This is a genomic window from Rhodospirillales bacterium (genome assembly GCA_016872535.1).
Classification (GTDB): domain Bacteria; phylum Pseudomonadota; class Alphaproteobacteria; order Rhodospirillales; family 2-12-FULL-67-15; genus 2-12-FULL-67-15.
On record VGZQ01000040.1, the window covers coordinates 1 to 16,262 of the forward strand.

The 16,262-nt window shown below is 64.1% G+C and carries 16 protein-coding genes; 12 read left to right on the forward strand and 4 right to left on the reverse strand.

Translation table 11 applies throughout. The features are described 5' to 3' along the window. From eno to FJ311_09355, 3 genes are all read left to right on the forward strand, one after another. On the forward strand, positions 1 to 138 hold a 138-nt coding region (gene eno / locus FJ311_09345; GenBank protein ID MBM3951644.1), incomplete at its 5' end, for a phosphopyruvate hydratase. A gap of 140 nt (positions 139 to 278) precedes the next feature. Continuing rightward, complete coding sequence (locus FJ311_09350) at positions 279 to 572, forward strand: septum formation initiator family protein (protein MBM3951645.1); 294 nt, start codon at positions 279 to 281, stop codon at positions 570 to 572. Further along, positions 569 to 913: a hypothetical protein gene (locus tag FJ311_09355; protein MBM3951646.1), complete on the forward strand. Its 345-nt coding sequence runs from the start codon at positions 569 to 571 to the stop codon at positions 911 to 913. The genes FJ311_09350 and FJ311_09355 overlap by 4 nt, the downstream gene beginning before the upstream one ends. A gap of 12 nt (positions 914 to 925) precedes the next feature. Here the strand turns inward: FJ311_09355 and FJ311_09360 are convergent, their stop codons facing one another. The 4 genes from FJ311_09360 to FJ311_09375 are packed head-to-tail and all read right to left on the reverse strand — an operon-like array spanning position 926 to position 5,984. Beyond that, positions 926 to 2,599, reverse strand: a complete 1,674-nt coding sequence (locus FJ311_09360) for an iron ABC transporter permease (protein ID MBM3951647.1) — start codon at positions 2,597 to 2,599, stop codon at positions 926 to 928. Next, positions 2,596 to 3,681 (reverse strand): ABC transporter ATP-binding protein, encoded by a 1,086-nt coding sequence (locus FJ311_09365; GenBank protein MBM3951648.1) that lies wholly within the window; start codon positions 3,679 to 3,681, stop codon positions 2,596 to 2,598. The genes FJ311_09360 and FJ311_09365 overlap by 4 nt, the downstream gene beginning before the upstream one ends. 31 nt (positions 3,682 to 3,712) lie before the next feature. Beyond that, positions 3,713 to 5,056, reverse strand: coding sequence for an extracellular solute-binding protein (locus tag FJ311_09370; GenBank protein MBM3951649.1), 1,344 nt, complete (start codon positions 5,054 to 5,056; stop codon positions 3,713 to 3,715). After that, complete coding sequence (locus FJ311_09375) at positions 4,980 to 5,984, reverse strand: NAD(P)-dependent glycerol-3-phosphate dehydrogenase (protein MBM3951650.1); 1,005 nt, start codon at positions 5,982 to 5,984, stop codon at positions 4,980 to 4,982. Before FJ311_09375 ends, FJ311_09370 begins: the two co-directional genes overlap by 77 nt. Before the next feature lie 260 nt (positions 5,985 to 6,244). Between FJ311_09375 and pdhA the strand changes: the two genes are divergently transcribed. The 9 genes from pdhA (at position 6,245) to ntrB (ending at position 16,256) form a co-directional block, all read left to right on the forward strand. Further along, on the forward strand, positions 6,245 to 7,279 hold the full coding sequence (pdhA, locus tag FJ311_09380; GenBank protein MBM3951651.1) for a pyruvate dehydrogenase (acetyl-transferring) E1 component subunit alpha: 1,035 nt from the start codon (positions 6,245 to 6,247) through the stop codon (positions 7,277 to 7,279). A gap of 1 nt (position 7,280) precedes the next feature. Beyond that, on the forward strand, positions 7,281 to 8,651 hold the full coding sequence (locus FJ311_09385) for a pyruvate dehydrogenase complex E1 component subunit beta (protein MBM3951652.1): 1,371 nt from the start codon (positions 7,281 to 7,283) through the stop codon (positions 8,649 to 8,651). 154 nt (positions 8,652 to 8,805) lie between these two features. Continuing rightward, positions 8,806 to 10,101, forward strand: coding sequence for a pyruvate dehydrogenase complex dihydrolipoamide acetyltransferase (locus tag FJ311_09390; protein ID MBM3951653.1), 1,296 nt, complete (start codon positions 8,806 to 8,808; stop codon positions 10,099 to 10,101). Between the two features lie 13 nt (positions 10,102 to 10,114). Further along, entirely contained in the window at positions 10,115 to 11,512 is a 1,398-nt protein-coding gene (gene lpdA, locus FJ311_09395) for a dihydrolipoyl dehydrogenase (GenBank protein ID MBM3951654.1), read from the forward strand. A gap of 28 nt (positions 11,513 to 11,540) precedes the next feature. Next, positions 11,541 to 12,383: an arsenite methyltransferase gene (gene arsM / locus FJ311_09400; protein ID MBM3951655.1), complete on the forward strand. Its 843-nt coding sequence runs from the start codon at positions 11,541 to 11,543 to the stop codon at positions 12,381 to 12,383. A gap of 7 nt (positions 12,384 to 12,390) precedes the next feature. Beyond that, positions 12,391 to 13,407 (forward strand): lipoyl synthase, encoded by a 1,017-nt coding sequence (lipA, locus tag FJ311_09405; protein ID MBM3951656.1) that lies wholly within the window; start codon positions 12,391 to 12,393, stop codon positions 13,405 to 13,407. Then, a complete protein-coding gene (locus FJ311_09410) occupies positions 13,407 to 13,856 on the forward strand; it encodes a type II toxin-antitoxin system RatA family toxin (GenBank protein ID MBM3951657.1) in 450 nt (149 codons plus the stop codon). Before lipA ends, FJ311_09410 begins: the two co-directional genes overlap by 1 nt. A gap of 176 nt (positions 13,857 to 14,032) precedes the next feature. Next, a complete protein-coding gene (locus FJ311_09415) occupies positions 14,033 to 15,394 on the forward strand; it encodes an ABC transporter substrate-binding protein (GenBank protein MBM3951658.1) in 1,362 nt (453 codons plus the stop codon). A gap of 19 nt (positions 15,395 to 15,413) precedes the next feature. Next, positions 15,414 to 16,256 carry a nitrate ABC transporter permease gene (ntrB, locus tag FJ311_09420; GenBank protein MBM3951659.1) on the forward strand — a complete coding sequence of 281 codons (843 nt, stop codon included), beginning with the start codon at positions 15,414 to 15,416 and terminating at the stop codon, positions 16,254 to 16,256. Positions 16,257 to 16,262: the final 6 nt, after the last annotated feature.

Below are 16,262 nucleotides of genomic sequence, written 5' to 3' on the forward strand. Positions count from 1 at the left end.
GCGACCAACGCCGGCCAGATCAAGACCGGCTCGCTCTCGCGCTCGGACCGGCTCGCCAAATACAACCAGCTTCTCCGCATCGAGGAGGAATTGGGACCCGCCGCTCGGTATTTGGGCCGCGCCGCTTTCGGGATTTAATTCCGTAACCAAGCGTTAAGACCTGATCGGCGAGACTGGTAGCTCGGGCGCTGTTCCGGGCCGTAAACGTCATGAATTTGCTTGTCGAGCTCAAGAACCGCGCCCGCCACGTTGTCGGCCCCCTGTTGGGCGTGAGCGCGGTGATCTATTTCGCCTACCACGCCGTCAACGGCGATCGCGGGTTGATGGCCTGGCTGGAACTGAAGGACCGGGTCGCGGCGGCCGAGGAATCCGCCGAGGCCGTCGCCCTTCAACGCCGCGCGGTCGAGAACCGGGTGCGCCTTTTGCACCCGGAAAGTCTCGATCCCGACATGATCGAGGAACGCGCCCGCATCGTGATCAATTTCGTCTACCAAGGCGACATCGTAATCCCGGATTCGAGAATGGAATCGCGCCCCGGAACGGAAGAAACCGAGAAAAGGAACAGCCGATGAGCATCATCGCCGAAAGACTGGAAGCCCCGTACTACGTCGCCTCCTTCGCCACCAATCGCGGCGCCAATCTCGACCGCGACATGGAAGCGGTCGGCCGCCTGATCCGGCTCGCGACCCGCGCGGAGGGGTTTTTGGGGCTCGAAACCACCAACCGCGACGACGGCACCACGGTCATGCGCTCCTATTGGCAAACCGCCGAGGCGCTCGATCGCTGGAAACTCGCCTGCGACCGCGCGCTGACGGAAAGCTTCGGCCTGCCGTCCTGGTACCACACCTTCGGCATGGCGGTGAGCAAGATCGAACGCCATCCGCTGTTTAAATGGATCCGCCGCGCGGCGTAGGCGAACCCGCTTTCAGCCGAACAACCCGCCGACGCGGGTGCCGGCGATACGGTTGACCACGTACAGGCTCAACGCGCAAAGCACGATCAGGATCACGCCGAGAGCGGCGGCCTGGCTTTGCGAGCCTGCGATGTAGAAGGTGAAAATCCCGAACGGGATCATTTCCCATCCGCCGAGGGTCAGGAAGATCGTGGCCGAGGCTTCCTGGATCGAGGTGAGGAAGGAGAACAGCGCACCGACCAGAATGCCCTTCCAGATCAAGGGCACGGTGATGTCCCGGAAGGTGCGCAGTTTCGAGGCGCCGACGTTTTCTGCGGCTTCCTCCATCGACTTGTGGACGAGCAACAACGAGGAAAGGCTGCCGCGCACGGTGTAGGGCAGCCGCCGAACGGCGAGGACAAGCGGCAAAATGATCCACATGCTGGTGAGCGGAATATCGATCACCGGCAAGGGGAAGTTGAAGGCGCGGATAAAGGCGATGCCGAGCGCGGTGCCGGAAATGGCGAGGATCAACGTCACCAACGCATCCAAGGTGTTGCGTCCCGGGGCGCGGGTCCGCCCCAGGATCCAGGCCATGGGCACGCCGATGATCAGGCATAACGCCACCGCCAGCCCCGAGAACACGAGCGAATTGACGATGAACTTGGGCGTTTCGAAACTCACCTGCTGGAAAAATTCCAGGGTGTAGTGGACCGGGAACGGCGTCAACGCCCAGCCCCGGCCGACCGCCGCGAACAGGACCCCGACCTGGGGAATGAACGACACGACCATGAGCAGCGAAAGAAAACCGACCGCCAGCCAGCGCTTTACCGGCCCCAGCTGGCGGCGCTCGACCCGCGAGTAGGAGAGGGTGCTGTAGTCCTTCAAGGCCACGTACTGACGGGCCACCAGCACGAACACGATGGCGAGAATGACGAGCAACGCGGCGATGACGATCCCCATCCGGAAAATGCGCCGGTCGATGAACTGGACGATGTTCAGGTAGGCCTGCGGCGCGAGCAGGTCCTGCACCCCGACCACGAGCGGGGTGATGAAATCGGCGAAGGTCCAAATGAAGACGAGCAGCGCCCCGGACACGTAGCCGGGCGTGGTCAGTGGCAGGGTGATGTCCCGAAACCGGCGCCAGCCCTTGGCGCCCATGCCCTGCGCCGCCTCCTCCAACGACGGATCGACCTTGGACAGGGCATCCAGGATGCTCAAGGTCATCATCGGGAACAGGTGGATGGTCTCGACCAGCAGCACCCCGTGCATCCCGTACATGAAGTTGATCGGATTATCCAAGCCGAACCAGTCCATCAGGATCACGTTCACGGTCCCGGCCCGGCCAAGAATGAAGACGAATCCCAGCACGCCGACGAGCGGCGGCAGGATCAACGGCAGCATGGTGAGGTACGAAAACAGGTTGCGGTACGGAAACTCGTAGCGGATCAGCAGGAAAGCGACCGCGATGCCGATGATCGACGTCGTGATGACCGCCGACACGCCCAAGACCATCGACTTCCAGAACGAGCGCAAATAAAAAGGATCGGTAAAGAACTCGACAAAGTTGGCGACCGTCAGAAACCCGGTTTCGTCGGTAAAGGCGTCGTAGAAAATCCGCGTCAACGGATAGAGAACGAAGACGATCAGGAACATCCAGATCAGGCCGAATCCGAGCGCCGCCGGAATCGCGCGGGGAAGGGTCATTTGCCGTCCCCGATCGCCACGGTGCTGCCCGCAGCGAAGGAAACCGCGACCTCGGCGCCCATCGGCCGCAATTCATGGTGCCAGGGATCACGAACGTCGATCTTGAAGACGCGACCCGGGCTCAGCTCGACGTCGTAGCGAAGCGTGTTACCGAGATAGGCGGAAAAGGCGATCCGGCCCTTCAGAAGATTGCGGTCCGGGGCCACCGCGCCGTCGAAGTCCGCGTTTTCGGGCCGGACGCAGAGGATGCACTTGTCGCCGACCCGCAACCCTTGCCCTTCCTCGAACAACGCCGACAACGGCCCGAGCGCGCTCGTCGCCCGCAGCCGGCGCGCGCGCGGATCGATCGCCTCGACCGTGCCGTCGATCAGGTTGTTGATGCCGATGAAGTCGGCGATGAAACGATTGGCCGGCCGCTCGTAAAGCTCTTTCGGCGTGCCGACCTGAAGGACCCTGCCCTGATTGAAAATCGCGATCCGGTCGGAAAGGGTCAGGGCCTCTTCCTGGTCGTGGGTCACGTAGATGGTGGTGATGCCGAGTTCCTTCTGGAGCTTGCGGATTTCCTGGCGCACCTGGACCCGGATTTTGGCGTCGAGGTTGGACAGCGGCTCGTCAAGCAGCAAAATTTCCGGGTTCAGCACCAGGGCGCGAGCGAGCGCCACGCGCTGCTGTTGTCCGCCCGAAAGCTGGCCGGGGAAACGGGCGCCCATCCCGCCGAGTTTGACTTTGTCGAGAACGGCTTCGACCCGCGCCGCGATCTCGGCGCGTCCGACCTTTCGCAATTTGAGCCCGTAGGCGATGTTGTCGAACACCGTCATGTGGGGCCAAAGCGCGTAGTTCTGGAAGACCATGCCGATTCCGCGCTCGTGCGGCGGCACGTCGTTGACCCGTCGCCCGTCAAAGCGAATCTCGCCGGCGTCCGGCATGTAGAAGCCCGCGATCAGCCGCAGAAGCGTCGTCTTGCCGCACCCCGACGGACCGAGGAGGGTGAACAACTCGCCCTCCTCGATCGACAGGGTGGCGTCGTCGACTGCCGCCATCGACCCGAATTTCTTGGTCAGCTTCTCCGTTTCGATGCGCATCGCGCGATCCCCGGATCGACGGCCGGCCGGTTCAGTATTTCTTCTTCAGGTCCTCCCATGCCGACTCGATTTCCTTGCGGAACTGGGTATTGACCGCCTCGTAGCGCTTCTGCGCGATGTCGTCGTCGTAGATGTTGGTGACTTCGACATCGAAGTAGGAACGAAGGCCGCCGGTGAATTCGACCGTCAGTTCGGCGGTCGATCCCGGAGGGCCCTCCACGCGGTATTTCGGCGTGATCGGGAACACGCCGCGGCCCATCGCCACTTTCTGCCCGCGTTCGGACAGCAGGTATTCGATGAACGCATGGGCGGCATTCGGATGCGGTGCGCCGGTCAGGACAGCGATCGGTTCGGGCGTGATCCACGCCGTCTTCGGAGCAACGAACATCAAATCGAAGCCGGCGAGCCGGTCCTCGAAGGCCATGTAGCTCGGCACCGCGAAACCGGCCGCGAATTCGCCCTTGGCGACGACCGAGGGTACGTCACGGCTGCGGGCGGTGAAGATGCCGGTATTGCCGCCAAGGCGCCTCAGCCATTCCCAGCCCTTTTCGTCCCCTTCGCGCTGGAGAATGACTTCGTAGGTCGCGTGACTGCTGCTGGAGCGGGTCGGTGCGCACTGCGCCACGTGCCCTTTCAGTTTCGGATGCAACAGGTCGTCCCAGTCCTTCGGCACGGGAACGCCGAGGCGCTGCAGCACCTTCGGGTGATAGACCAGACCATAGGGCTCCAGCACCGTGCCGACCCAGAACCCCTTCGGATCCTTCAAGGGAATCGGCTTCGGCTTGCCGATGCTGACGGGAATTTCGTCCAACATCGCCTTCGGCACTTTGTGGGGAACGAGCAACTTCTGCTCGGCCAGCTTGTCGAACAACGCGCTTTCGCCGCCCCAGAAGATGTCGGCCCCGGGCCGGCCCTTCCACTCGACGATGCGCCCGTAGGCAACCGGCGTTCCCGCCGCTAGCGCGCTGGTCTTGACGGTGACGTTCCACTTTTCCTTCGCGAACTTGGCGAAATCCGCCAGCGTCGGGTCGGTGAGGGTCTTCGCGACCGGCGTGATCAGAACCAATTCGTTTTCGATGGCTGGGGTTTGTTGCGCCGCCGCCGGATGCGCGATGACCGCGATCAACGCGCCGGTCATAGTAAAGGCGAGCATTTTCAGTGAGCTAGTCATGGCGCTCCCCTTTCGAACTGAAGAAAAGGAATAGCCCCATGGATGTACTCGCTTTTGGGCCTGAAAGACTTGACCCGTATCAAGCTGCGGTAACCGGCGGAACCCGGTGAACGCCGGGGCGATGCGGTCAGAGAACGCCGAAAAGCTCGGGCCCGGTCGGGTGCGCCAACAGCTCGGCCATCGCCACGTCGATATCGACGCCATGATGCAGGACCCGATCGACCGCCGCCGGAATCGCCAGATCAATGCCGAGACGACGGCCGAGTTCGGCCACCGATTCGGCCGACGCCACCCCTTCGGTCACCGCCTTGCGCTCGGCCAGGATATCGGCGAGCCGGCGTCCTTCGCCGAGGGCGATGCCGAGCGAAGTGTTGCGCGATTCCGTCCCGGTACAGGTGAGGACCAAATCGCCGATCCCGGCGAGACCCATCAGATTGGCTGGACTTCCGCCCTTGGCCCGCGCCAAGAGCGCCATCTCGTAAAGGCCGCGGGTGATGATCAAGGCCCGCGCGCCCGCGCCGAGCTTGCGCCCCGCGGCGATCCCGCTTGCGATCGCGAGCACGTTCTTGACCGCGCCGCCGATGGTGGCGCTGATCGGGTCGTCGTTGGTGTAAACCCGGAACATGCGGGTGCCGAGAGCCCGGGCCAGCTTTTCGCCGACGGCGCGATCGGCGCACGCGAGCGTGACGCCGATGGGCAACCCGGCCACGACCTCGCGGGCGAACGAAGGCCCCGCCAGCACCGCGATCGGCGATTGGGGCAGGGTTTCAGCCAGAATTTCGGGCATCAGGGCGCAACTTCCGCGCTCGATCCCCTTCGCGCACGAAACCACCGGCACCCCCGGAGACAACAATGGGCGCATCCGTGCCGCGATCACGCGAAAAAACTGGGAGGGAACGACCAGCAACACGGCCTCGGCATCGCGCACCGCACGCGCCAGATCGGTGGTCGCCGCGATGCCGCTTTCGATCGCCATGCCGGGAAGAAAGATCGGATTCCCTTTCCCGGCGTTGATCGCCTCGGCGACCTCCGGCTCGCGCGCCCACAACGCGACCTCCTGGCCCGCGCGCCGCGCCGCGCAGGCCATGGCGGTTCCGAACGAACCGGCGCCGATCACGGCTATTCCGCCCATGGGCCGTCTTGCCTACGCCCGTCCGACACGGTTGTTTTCGCGACCGCTGGTTAACATGGACCGAGCGCCACGATGTTGACGGGGGTCAAGGGCGCATGTCGTGCTGTGGCAAAATTCTGAGGATGCGGAAGTCGGATAATTAACTTAAAATAAGTTAATAATTACTCGAAATCTTGTTCCATACGAATCCAAATGTAATATTCTTTCCCGACGGACGAGAAGGAGTCGATCTCCGCTCGGCCGGGGGAGGATTTCCGATCATGGCCAAGGCCCCGAAGGCGGCGAAGGCTCGCTCCGACAACGGCGGCGCGGGCCCGAACGTTCCCACGCCCGCCGAACTGCTCGATTACTACCGCCAGATGCTGCTCATCCGCCGCTTCGAGGAAAAGGCGGGGCAGCTTTACGGCATGGGTCTGATCGGCGGCTTCTGCCATCTCTACATCGGCCAGGAAGCGGTGGTGGTCGGCGCGCAAGCGTGCGCCAAGCCCCAGGACACGGTCGTCACCAGCTACCGCGACCACGGCCACATGCTCGCCTGCGGCATGGACCCGAAGGGTGTCATGGCCGAGCTCACCGGCCGCAAGGACGGCTACTCCAAGGGCAAGGGCGGCTCGATGCACATGTTCAGCCGCGAGAAGAATTTCTTCGGCGGCCACGGCATCGTCGGCGGGCAAGTGCCGCTCGGCACCGGGCTCGCCTTCGCCCACAAGTACAAGGAAGACGGCGGGCTTTGCTTCACCTACTTCGGCGACGGCGCCGTCAACCAGGGCCAGGTCTACGAATCCTTCAACATGGCCAGGCTCTGGAACCTGCCGGTGCTCTACGTCATCGAGAACAACAAATACGGCATGGGCACCTCGATCGAGCGCGCCTCGGCCACCACCGAGCTTTACCAGCGCGGCCAGGCCCACGGCATCCCCGGCGAGGCGGTCGACGGCATGGACGTGGTCGCGGTGCGCGACGCCACCCGCCGCGTCGCCGAAATCGTGCGCACCAAGGGGCCCTACATTCTCGAGATGAAAACCTACCGCTACCGCGGCCATTCCATGTCCGACCCGGCCAAGTACCGCTCCAAGGAAGAAGTCGCTCAGGTGCGGAAAGAGCAGGACCCGATCGACACGCTGCGCGACCGTCTGCTCGCGGACGGCCATACGGACGAAGCCAAGCTGCGCGACATCGACCGCGACATCAAGGCCGTCGTCACCGAGGCCGCCGATTTCGCGCAAGCCAGCCCGGAGCCGGATCCGTCCGAGCTCTATACCGACGTCTTGGCCGACGAACGGGTGGGGGCGTGAGATGGCCACCAACGTTCTGATGCCCGCGCTGTCGCCGACCATGACCGAAGGCAAGCTCGCCAAGTGGCTGAAGAAGGAGGGCGAGACGGTCAAAAGCGGCGACGCGCTCGCCGAGATCGAAACCGACAAGGCGACCATGGAAATGGAGGCCGCCGACGACGGCGTGCTCGGCAAGATCCTCGTCGCCGAGGGGACCGAGGGCGTCGCCGTCAACACCCCGATCGCCGTCATCGTCGCCGAGGGCGAAACCGTTTCCGCCGCCCCGGCCGCGCCGAAAGCGCCCCCCAAACCCGCTCCCGCGCCGAGCCCGACGCCTAAAGCCGCCGCGCCGGCGATGCCCAAACCCGCTCCGGTACCTTCAGCTCCCGCCGAAAAAGCATGGACCGGCCCGACCGGCGCCCAAAGCGTGCGAGAGGCGTTGCGCGACGCCATGGCCGAGGAGATGCGCCGCGACCCGAACGTCTTTTTGATGGGCGAGGAAGTCGGCCAATACCAGGGCGCCTACAAGGTCAGCCAGGGATTGCTCGACGAATTCGGGCCGAAGCGCGTCATCGACACTCCGATCACCGAAATCGGCTTCGCGGGCCTCGGTGTCGGCGCGGCGTTCGGCGGCTTGAGGCCCATCGTCGAGTTCATGACCTTCAACTTCGCCATGCAGGCGATCGACCACATCATCAATTCGGCGGCCAAGACGCTTTATATGTCCGGCGGCCAGATGGGCTGCCCGATCGTCTTTCGTGGGCCCAACGGCGCCGCCGCGCGCGTCGCCGCGCAGCATTCGCAATGCTACGCCAGCTGGTACGCCCATTGCCCGGGCCTGAAGGTGGTGGCGCCGTGGTCGGCGGCCGATGCCAAGGGCTTGCTCAAGGCGGCGATCCGCGATCCCAACCCGGTGATCGTGCTCGAAAACGAAATCCTCTACGGCCAGAGCTTCCCGGTGCCGCAGGGGGACGACTTCGTTCTTCCCATCGGCAAGGCCAAGATCGAGCGCGAAGGCGGCCACGTCACCATCACCGCCTTTTCGCGCATGGTCGGCGTCGCCCTGGAAGCGGCGGAGATGCTGGCGGCGGACGGGATCGAGGCTGAGGTGATTAATCTCCGCTCGCTTCGACCCTTGGACGTGGACACGCTGGTCGCCTCCATCGCCAAGACCAACCGCATCGTCAGCGTCGAGGAAGGCTGGCCCGGCTTCGGCGTCGGCGCCGAGATCGCCGCCCTGATGATGGAGCGCGCGTTCGACCTGCTCGATGCCCCGGTTGTCCGCGTCGCCGGGGCCGACGTGCCGATGCCGTATGCCGCCAATCTCGAAGCCCTCGCGCTGCCCAAGGCCGCCGACATCGCGAAGGCGGCGCGCGACGTGTGTTACGCCTAGCCGAATCGAAATGCAAATGCCGCACACACCCCCCACCCTGACCCTCCCCCGCAAGGGGGGAGGGAACTCTAAAAAATCCCCCTCCCCCTCGACGGGGGAGGGATGGGGTGGGGGTGAATTGGTGTCTTGCGCTGAGCAACGGTAGGAACCGCCCATGCCGATCTCGATACTGATGCCGGCGCTGTCGCCGACCATGACCGAGGGCACGCTCGCCAAGTGGCTCAAGAAAGAAGGCGACGCGGTCAAAAGCGGCGAGGCCATCGCCGAAATCGAAACCGACAAGGCGACCATGGAAATGGAGGCCGCCGACGACGGCGTGCTCGGCAAAATTCTCGTCCCCGCCGGAACCTCCGGGGTCAAGGTCAACGCGCCGATCGCGCTCCTTTTGGAGGAAGGCGAGGACAAGTCCGCGCTTGCCAAAGCGGCGGCTCCGGCCGCGGCGCCTCAAAAACCCGCCGCGCCCAAGCCCGCGTCCTTCGACTCGCGCGCGCCTCATCCTGAGCCTGTCGAAGGAAAGGCGCGCGCCGCTCAGGACGAGGCAAGTAAGATGAAAGCGGGCCGTGTCGTCGCCAGTCCCTTGGCAAAGCGGCTCGCCAAGGAAGCCAACGTCGATCTCGCCCGCGTCGCCGGATCGGGCCCGCACGGGCGGATCGTGCGCCGCGACATCGAGGCGGTCGCGGCGGGCAAATTGCCGATGCTCGCGCCCGCTCAGGTGCCAACCGGCGTCAAGGCGCCGCCGATCGACGTTTCGATGCCTTTCACCGAGGTGCCCAACTCCACCTTCCGCAAGGCGGTCGCGCGGCGGCTTTCGGAATCGAAGCGCGACATTCCGCATTTCTATTTGAGCATCGATTGCGAATTGGATGCGCTGTTGAAGCTCCGCGCCGACCTCAACGCCCGCGCACCCAAGGATGGCGAGGGAGCCTACAAGCTTTCGGTCAACGATTTCGTCGTGCGCGCGACGGCGCTCGCGCTCAGGAAAGTTCCGGCGGCCAACGCCACCTGGACCGACGCCGCGATCCGGCTTTACCGAAACGTCGATATTTCGGTCGCGGTGGCGACGCCCTTGGGGCTGATCACTCCGGTGATCCGCCGCGCCGACGCCAAGGGCCTCGCCGAGATTTCGCGCGAAATGAAGGCGCTCGCCGAAAAGGCGCGCGCGGGCAAGCTGACCCCGGCCGAATACGAAGGCGGCGGGTTCACGATTTCGAATTTGGGCATGTACGGGATCAAGTCGTTCTCGGCCATCATCAACCCGCCGCAATCATGCATATTGGCGGTCGGCGCGGGCGAACAGCGCCCGGTGGTGAAGAACGGCGCGCTCGCCATCGCCACCGTGATGACCTGCACCCTTTCGGTCGATCATCGTTCGGTTGACGGCGCGGTCGGGGCCGAATTCCTCGCCGCCTTCAAGCCGATGATCGAAGACCCGACCACGATGCTGCTGTGAGGAATTGAATGCCGTGACCAATTCCTTCGATATCGCGGTCGTCGGAGGCGGACCAGGCGGCTACGTCGCCGCCATCCGCGCGGCGCAGCTCGGGCTCAAGACCGCTCTGGTCGAGCGCGAGCATTTGGGCGGCATCTGCCTCAACTGGGGCTGCATTCCGACCAAGGCATTGCTCCGCACCGCCGAGGTCTACCGCCTGATGAACCACGCCAAGGAATTCGGACTGTCGTGCAAGGACGTCTCGTTCGATGCCGCCGCCATCGTCAAACGCTCGCGTGCAGTGGCGAGTCAGTTGTCCAACGGCGTGAAACATCTCTTGAAGAAAAACAAGGTCACGGTGTTCGACGGCCACGGGAAACTCGCGGGCAAGGGTAGGTTGCGCGTCACCAAGGCCGACAAGACCATGGAGGAGATCGCAGCCAAGCACATTATTCTCGCCACCGGCGCGCGGGCGCGCGTGCTGCCGGGGTTGGAGCCGGACGGCAAACTAGTCTGGTCCTACAAGGAAGCCATGGTGCCCGCCGCCATGCCGAAATCGGTGCTGGTGGTCGGCTCGGGCGCCATCGGCATCGAGTTCGCCAGTTTCTATCGCACCCTCGGCGCGGAAACGACCGTGGTCGAGGTGCTGCCGCAGATATTGCCCGCCGAGGACGAGGAGATCGCCGCCTTGGCGCGCAAGGCGTTCGAGAAGCAGGGCATGAAAATCCTGACGGCTGCGACGGTAAAAGGCCTGAATAAATCCGCCAATGCCGTAACCGCGACCGTGGAGCAGGGGGGCAAGACCCATGAGATCACCGTCGAGCGGGTGATTTCCGCCGTCGGCATAGTCGGCAACGTCGAGGATTTGGGATTGGAAGGCACGGCCGTGAAGGTGGAAAAGACCCACGTGGTGATCGACGAGTGGTGCCGCACCGGCGAGGCCGGGGTGTACGCCATCGGCGATCTCGCCGGGGCGCCGTGGCTCGCGCATAAAGCAAGTCACGAGGGAATTATGTGCGTGGAAAAGATCGCGGGCGCGGCCGGGGTGCACCCGATCGATACCTCGCGCATTCCCGGCTGCACCTATTGCCATCCGCAAATCGCCAGCGTCGGCCTCACCGAAAAAGCCGCCAAGGCCAAGGGTCACGAAGTGCGCGTCGGGCGCTTTCCCTTCATCGGCAACGGCAAGGCGATTGCGCTGGGCGAAGCCGAGGGCCTGGTCAAGACCGTGTTCGACGCCAAGACCGGCGAAATGCTCGGCGCGCACATGGTCGGCGCCGAGGTGACGGAATTGATCCAGGGATTCTCCATTGCGAAAACCTTGGAGACTACCGAAGCCGAGTTGATGCACACGGTGTTTCCGCACCCGACCCTTTCGGAGATGATGCACGAGGCGACCCTTGCGGCCTACGGCCGGGCGATACATTTCTAAAACACCGCCGATCGAGTAGAATCCGGCCATGACACCCGCCGAACCCGCTTTCCGGGACGCCGACCAAATCCGCGATGCCGTGCGCGCTTCCTACGGCCGCGTCGCCGAGAAGGGCGGCAAAGACGGCTGCTGCGCCCCCGCCGCCGAGGCATCGTCCTGCTGCGCGCCCGCCGGCGCGCCGACCGCCGAAAAGAAGTCCGCGCGCATCGGCTATTCGGAAGACGAGATGAAGGCCGTGCCCGAAGGCGCCAATCTCGGCCTCGGTTGCGGCAATCCCCAGGCGATCGCCGCCATGAAGCCGGGCGAAGTGGTCCTCGACCTCGGCGCCGGCGCCGGGTTCGACGCCTTTCTCGCCGCCCGCCAAGTGGGGCCCTCGGGCCGGGTGATCGGCGTCGACATGACCCACGAGATGCTCGCCAAGGCGCGCGCCAACGCGCGCAAGGGCGGTTTCGGCAACGTCGAGTTCCGCTTGGGCGAAATCGAGAACCTGCCGGTCGCCGACAACACGGCGGACGTGATCATTTCCAACTGCGTGATCAATCTTTCGCCCGATAAGGCGCGCGTGTTCGCCGAAGCTTTCCGCGCGCTCAAGCCGGGCGGGCGACTTGCGGTCGCGGATGTGGTGCGCACCGCCGAGTTTCCCGCCGACATTGCCGCCGATCCGGCGTTGCGCTGCGGTTGCGTTTCAGGCGCCGCTCTGGTCGGTGAAATCGAAGGCTGGCTGCGCGCCGCCGGATTCGAATCGATCGCGATCACGCCCCGGGAAGAGAGTCGCGCGGCCATCGCCGACTGGGCGCCGGGACGAGGCGTCGAACGTTACGTCGTTTCCGCCGACATCGGGGCGGTCAAACCTAAACGGACTTGCTGCTGAAGCGCGCATGACCCCGAACCAGCCCCTGCGCCATCCCGAAAAGGCGCGCAAGCCGGATAACCCAAGCCCGCGCAAGCCCGCCTGGATCCGGGTCAAGGCGCCGACGTCGAAGGAATACGGCGATACGCGCCGGATCGTGCGCCAATACAACTTGCACACGGTGTGCGAGGAAGCGGCGTGCCCGAACATCGGCGAATGCTGGTCCAAGGCGCACGCGACCTTCATGATCCTGGGGTCGGTCTGCACGCGGGCCTGCGCCTTCTGCAACGTGGCGACCGGCAACCCGAAAGGCGCGCTCGACCCGCACGAACCCGACAACGTGGCGCTCGCGGTCGCGCGGCTCGGCCTCAAGCATGTCGTCGTCACCTCCGTCGACCGCGACGATTTAGCGGACGGCGGCGCCGGACATTTCGCCGCCACCATCCGCGCCATCCGCGCCGCGTCGCCCGCGACCACCGTCGAGGTGCTGACCCCCGATTTTCGCGACAAGCCGGAATCCGCCCTCGAAGCGGTGATCGCGGCCGGGCCGGACGTGTTCAACCACAACCTCGAAACCGTGCCGAGGCTTTATCGCGCCATCCGCCCCGGCGCGCGCTACGAGGGCTCGCTCGCTCTCTTGAAGCGCGCCAAGGAATTGTCGCCGACCGTGTTCACCAAATCGGGGATCATGGTGGGCCTCGGCGAGGAGGAGGGCGAGGTCGCGCGAGTGATGGACGATCTGCGCGCAGCGGGCGTCGATTTCCTGACCATCGGCCAATATTTGCAACCGACGCCGAAGCACGCCGCCGTCACGCGTTTCGTCGAGCCTTCGGAGTTCGACGCCTTCCGCGCCCTCGGCCGGGAGAAAGGCTTTCTATTAGTCGCGGCTTCGGCGCTGACGCGATCCTCCTACCACGCGGACCGCGACTTCGCGGCGTTGAAGGCCGCGCGCGGAACACTTGACGCGCGCGTCACGCCGGAAGGCGTGCATTCGCACGACGATTCGCCCGCGCGACAAGCCGCGCGCGAATCAAATCTTTCCTAGTGCCGACCCACGCGGAAAAGCGAAGGCTGCCTTACACCCCCGAACAGATGTTCGATCTGGTCGCGGACGTGGAGAAATATCCTCACTTCCTGCCCTGGTGCGTGGCGACCCGGATCAACAGCCGCCAGGGCGACACCATCACCGCCGACATGGCGGTCGGCTACAAGATGTTCCGCGAGAAATTCACCTCGATCGCGCGCCTCGACCGCGCCGCCATGCGCATCGATATCGAATACCGCGAAGGCCCGTTCCGCTACCTCAACAACCACTGGGTATTCGAGCGCGATCCGAAAGGATGCGCCATCGACTTCTATATCGACTTCGAGTTCCGCTCGCAGCTTCTGGAAAAGGCGATCACCGCCGTGTTCAACCGTGCCGTGACTGTTATGGTGGAGGCGTTCGAAAAGCGGGCGAGGGTGATTTATGGAACCAAGAAATCTCACCCTTGAATGAAGTGATTATTTATTATGCAAACATTATTCGTCCTATGTTTTATGCATATATTTTAGTCAAAAATATTTAATCGAGAATCGGTATAAATAAATAATAATAAATAAAATCAATTAATTATCAGCATGGCACGCGGGTTGCTATTTCCGGGTTAGTCGAACCCGGAGCATACCCCATGTCCATTTTTTCCAATTCCTTCGACCCGAAAGCCAAGCTCGCGTGTCCGTGCGGCCGCCATAAGAGCCTCGCCGAACACCAGGCCCATACCCAGCTTCCCACCGCCGAGGATGACCGGCTCATCCGTGTCGTCGACGGCGCCGTCATGCGCGCGCTCTTTCCCGACGACGCCACCCGCCGCGGATTCCTGCGCGCGGTCGGGGCGGGCACCGCGCTCGCCGCGATCTCCCAGTTTTTCCCCTTGGCGGCGGCACGCGAGGCGTTCGCGCAAGGGTCCAAGGCGCTGGAAAAGACCAAGCTCAAGGTCGGCTTCATTCCCATCACCTGCGCCACGCCGATCATCATGGCGCACCCGATGGGCTTCTACGCCCGCCACGGCTTGGAGGTGGAAGTGATCAAGACCGCCGGCTGGGCGGTCATCCGCGACAAGTCCCTCAACAAGGAATACGACGCGGCGCACATGCTGTCGCCGATGCCGCTCGCGATTTCGCTCGGCGTCGGTTCCAACCCGATTCCCTGGACCATGCCGGCGGTCGAGAACATCAACGGGCAGGCGATCACGCTCGCGGTCAAGCACAAGGACAAGCGCGATCCCAAGCAATGGAAGGGATTCAAGTTCGCGGTGCCGTTCGACTATTCGATGCACAACTATTTGCTGCGCTATTACGTCGCCGAGCACGGCCTCGACCCGGACAAGGACATCCAGATCCGCGCCGTGCCGCCGCCGGAAATGGTCGCCAACTTGCGCGCCGACAACATCGACGGTTTCCTCGCCCCCGATCCGGTCAATCAGCGCGCGGTCTACGACGGTGTCGGCTTCATCCACGTGCTGTCCAAGGAAATCTGGGACGGCCATCCGTGCTGCGCCTTTTCCGCCAGCCGCGAGTTCGTGGACGCCATGCCCAACACCTTCCGCGCGCTCTTGAAGGCGATCATCGACGCGACCGCGTACGCCTCGAGGGCCGAGAACCGCAAGGAGATCGCCGCCGCCATCGCGCCCGCCAACTACCTCAACCAGCCGGTCACGGTGGTCGAGCAGGTGTTGACCGGGACTTACGCCGACGGGCTCGGCAAGGTGCAACGGGTGCCGGATCGGATCGACTTCGCGCCGTTCCCCTGGCACTCGATGGCGGTCTGGATCCTCACCCAGATGAAGCGCTGGGGCCAGATCAAGGGCGACGTCGATTACCGCAAGGTGGCCGAGCAGGTGTTCCTTGCCACCGATGCGGCCAAGGCCATGCAGGAGATGGGTCTGGCGCCGCCCGACACCACCTACGGCAAATACAGCGTCATGGGCAAAGAGTTCGACCCGACCAAGCCCGACGCCTACGTCGCCAGCTTCGCGATCCGGAAAACGTGACGGACCGGAGAACACAGTCATGAGTTCACTCGCTCTCGGCGCGCGGGCGGCGGTCGTCTCGCTCGCGATTCTGGCGATGTTTCTCGCTTTTTGGCATCTCGGCACCCTGGGCACCGGACCGGGCGCCGTCATGGATTCCGAATACGCCAAGCTGATGGGGGCGACGGCGACGACCGGGCAATCGGCGATGCCGGGGCCAAGCCAGGTCGGCCACAAGTTGTGGGAGCATCTGACCAATCCGTTCTACGACAACGGCCCCAACGACAAGGGCATCGGCATCCAGCTTGCCTATTCGCTGGCACGCGTGCTCGCCGGCTATGCCATCGCGGTGGCGCTCGCGCTGCCGCTCGGCTTCGCCATCGGCATGTCGCCGCTGATCTATCAGGCGCTCGACCCGTTCATCCAGGTGTTGCGTCCAATCTCGCCGCTCGCCTGGATGCCGCTGGCTCTCTACACCATCAAGGATTCGGGGCTGTCGGCGATCTTCGTCATTTTCATCTGTTCGGTCTGGCCGATGCTGCTCAATACCGCGTTCGGCGTCGCCACCGTCCGGCGCGAATGGCTCAACGTGGCGCGCACCCTGGAAGTCGGGCGCTTCCGGCTCGCGTTCGCGGTGATCCTGCCGGCGGCGGCGCCGACGATCATGACCGGCATGCGCATTTCCATCAGTATCGCCTGGCTGGTGATCGTCGCCGCCGAAATGCTCGTCGGCGGCACCGGCATCGGCTATTTCGTCTGGAACGAATGGAACAATCTTTCCATCACCAACGTGGTCATCGCGATCCTCGCCATCGGCGTGGTCGGCATGATACTCGACCAGACCCTCGGTCGTGTCGCGCGGCTGGTAACCTATCCCGAATGAACTTGG

Bases quoted from the DNA above. Each gene is read 5' to 3' on its own strand.
- arsM (MBM3951655.1), top strand. From the start codon at position 11,541: ATGACACCCGCCGAACCCGCTTTCCGGGACGCCGACCAAATCCGCGAT.
- FJ311_09365 (MBM3951648.1), bottom strand. From the start codon at position 3,681: ATGCGCATCGAAACGGAGAAGCTGACCAAGAAATTCGGGTCGATGGCG.
- FJ311_09385 (MBM3951652.1), top strand. From the start codon at position 7,281: ATGGCCACCAACGTTCTGATGCCCGCGCTGTCGCCGACCATGACCGAA.
- FJ311_09390 (MBM3951653.1), top strand. From the start codon at position 8,806: ATGCCGATCTCGATACTGATGCCGGCGCTGTCGCCGACCATGACCGAG.
- FJ311_09355 (MBM3951646.1), top strand. From the start codon at position 569: ATGAGCATCATCGCCGAAAGACTGGAAGCCCCGTACTACGTCGCCTCC.
- FJ311_09375 (MBM3951650.1), bottom strand. From the start codon at position 5,984: ATGGGCGGAATAGCCGTGATCGGCGCCGGTTCGTTCGGAACCGCCATG.
- ntrB (MBM3951659.1), top strand. From the start codon at position 15,414: ATGAGTTCACTCGCTCTCGGCGCGCGGGCGGCGGTCGTCTCGCTCGCG.
- lipA (MBM3951656.1), top strand. From the start codon at position 12,391: ATGACCCCGAACCAGCCCCTGCGCCATCCCGAAAAGGCGCGCAAGCCG.
- FJ311_09415 (MBM3951658.1), top strand. From the start codon at position 14,033: ATGTCCATTTTTTCCAATTCCTTCGACCCGAAAGCCAAGCTCGCGTGT.
- FJ311_09360 (MBM3951647.1), bottom strand. From the start codon at position 2,599: ATGACCCTTCCCCGCGCGATTCCGGCGGCGCTCGGATTCGGCCTGATC.
- pdhA (MBM3951651.1), top strand. From the start codon at position 6,245: ATGGCCAAGGCCCCGAAGGCGGCGAAGGCTCGCTCCGACAACGGCGGC.
- FJ311_09370 (MBM3951649.1), bottom strand. From the start codon at position 5,056: ATGGCGTCGATATCGACGTGGCGATGGCCGAGCTGTTGGCGCACCCGA.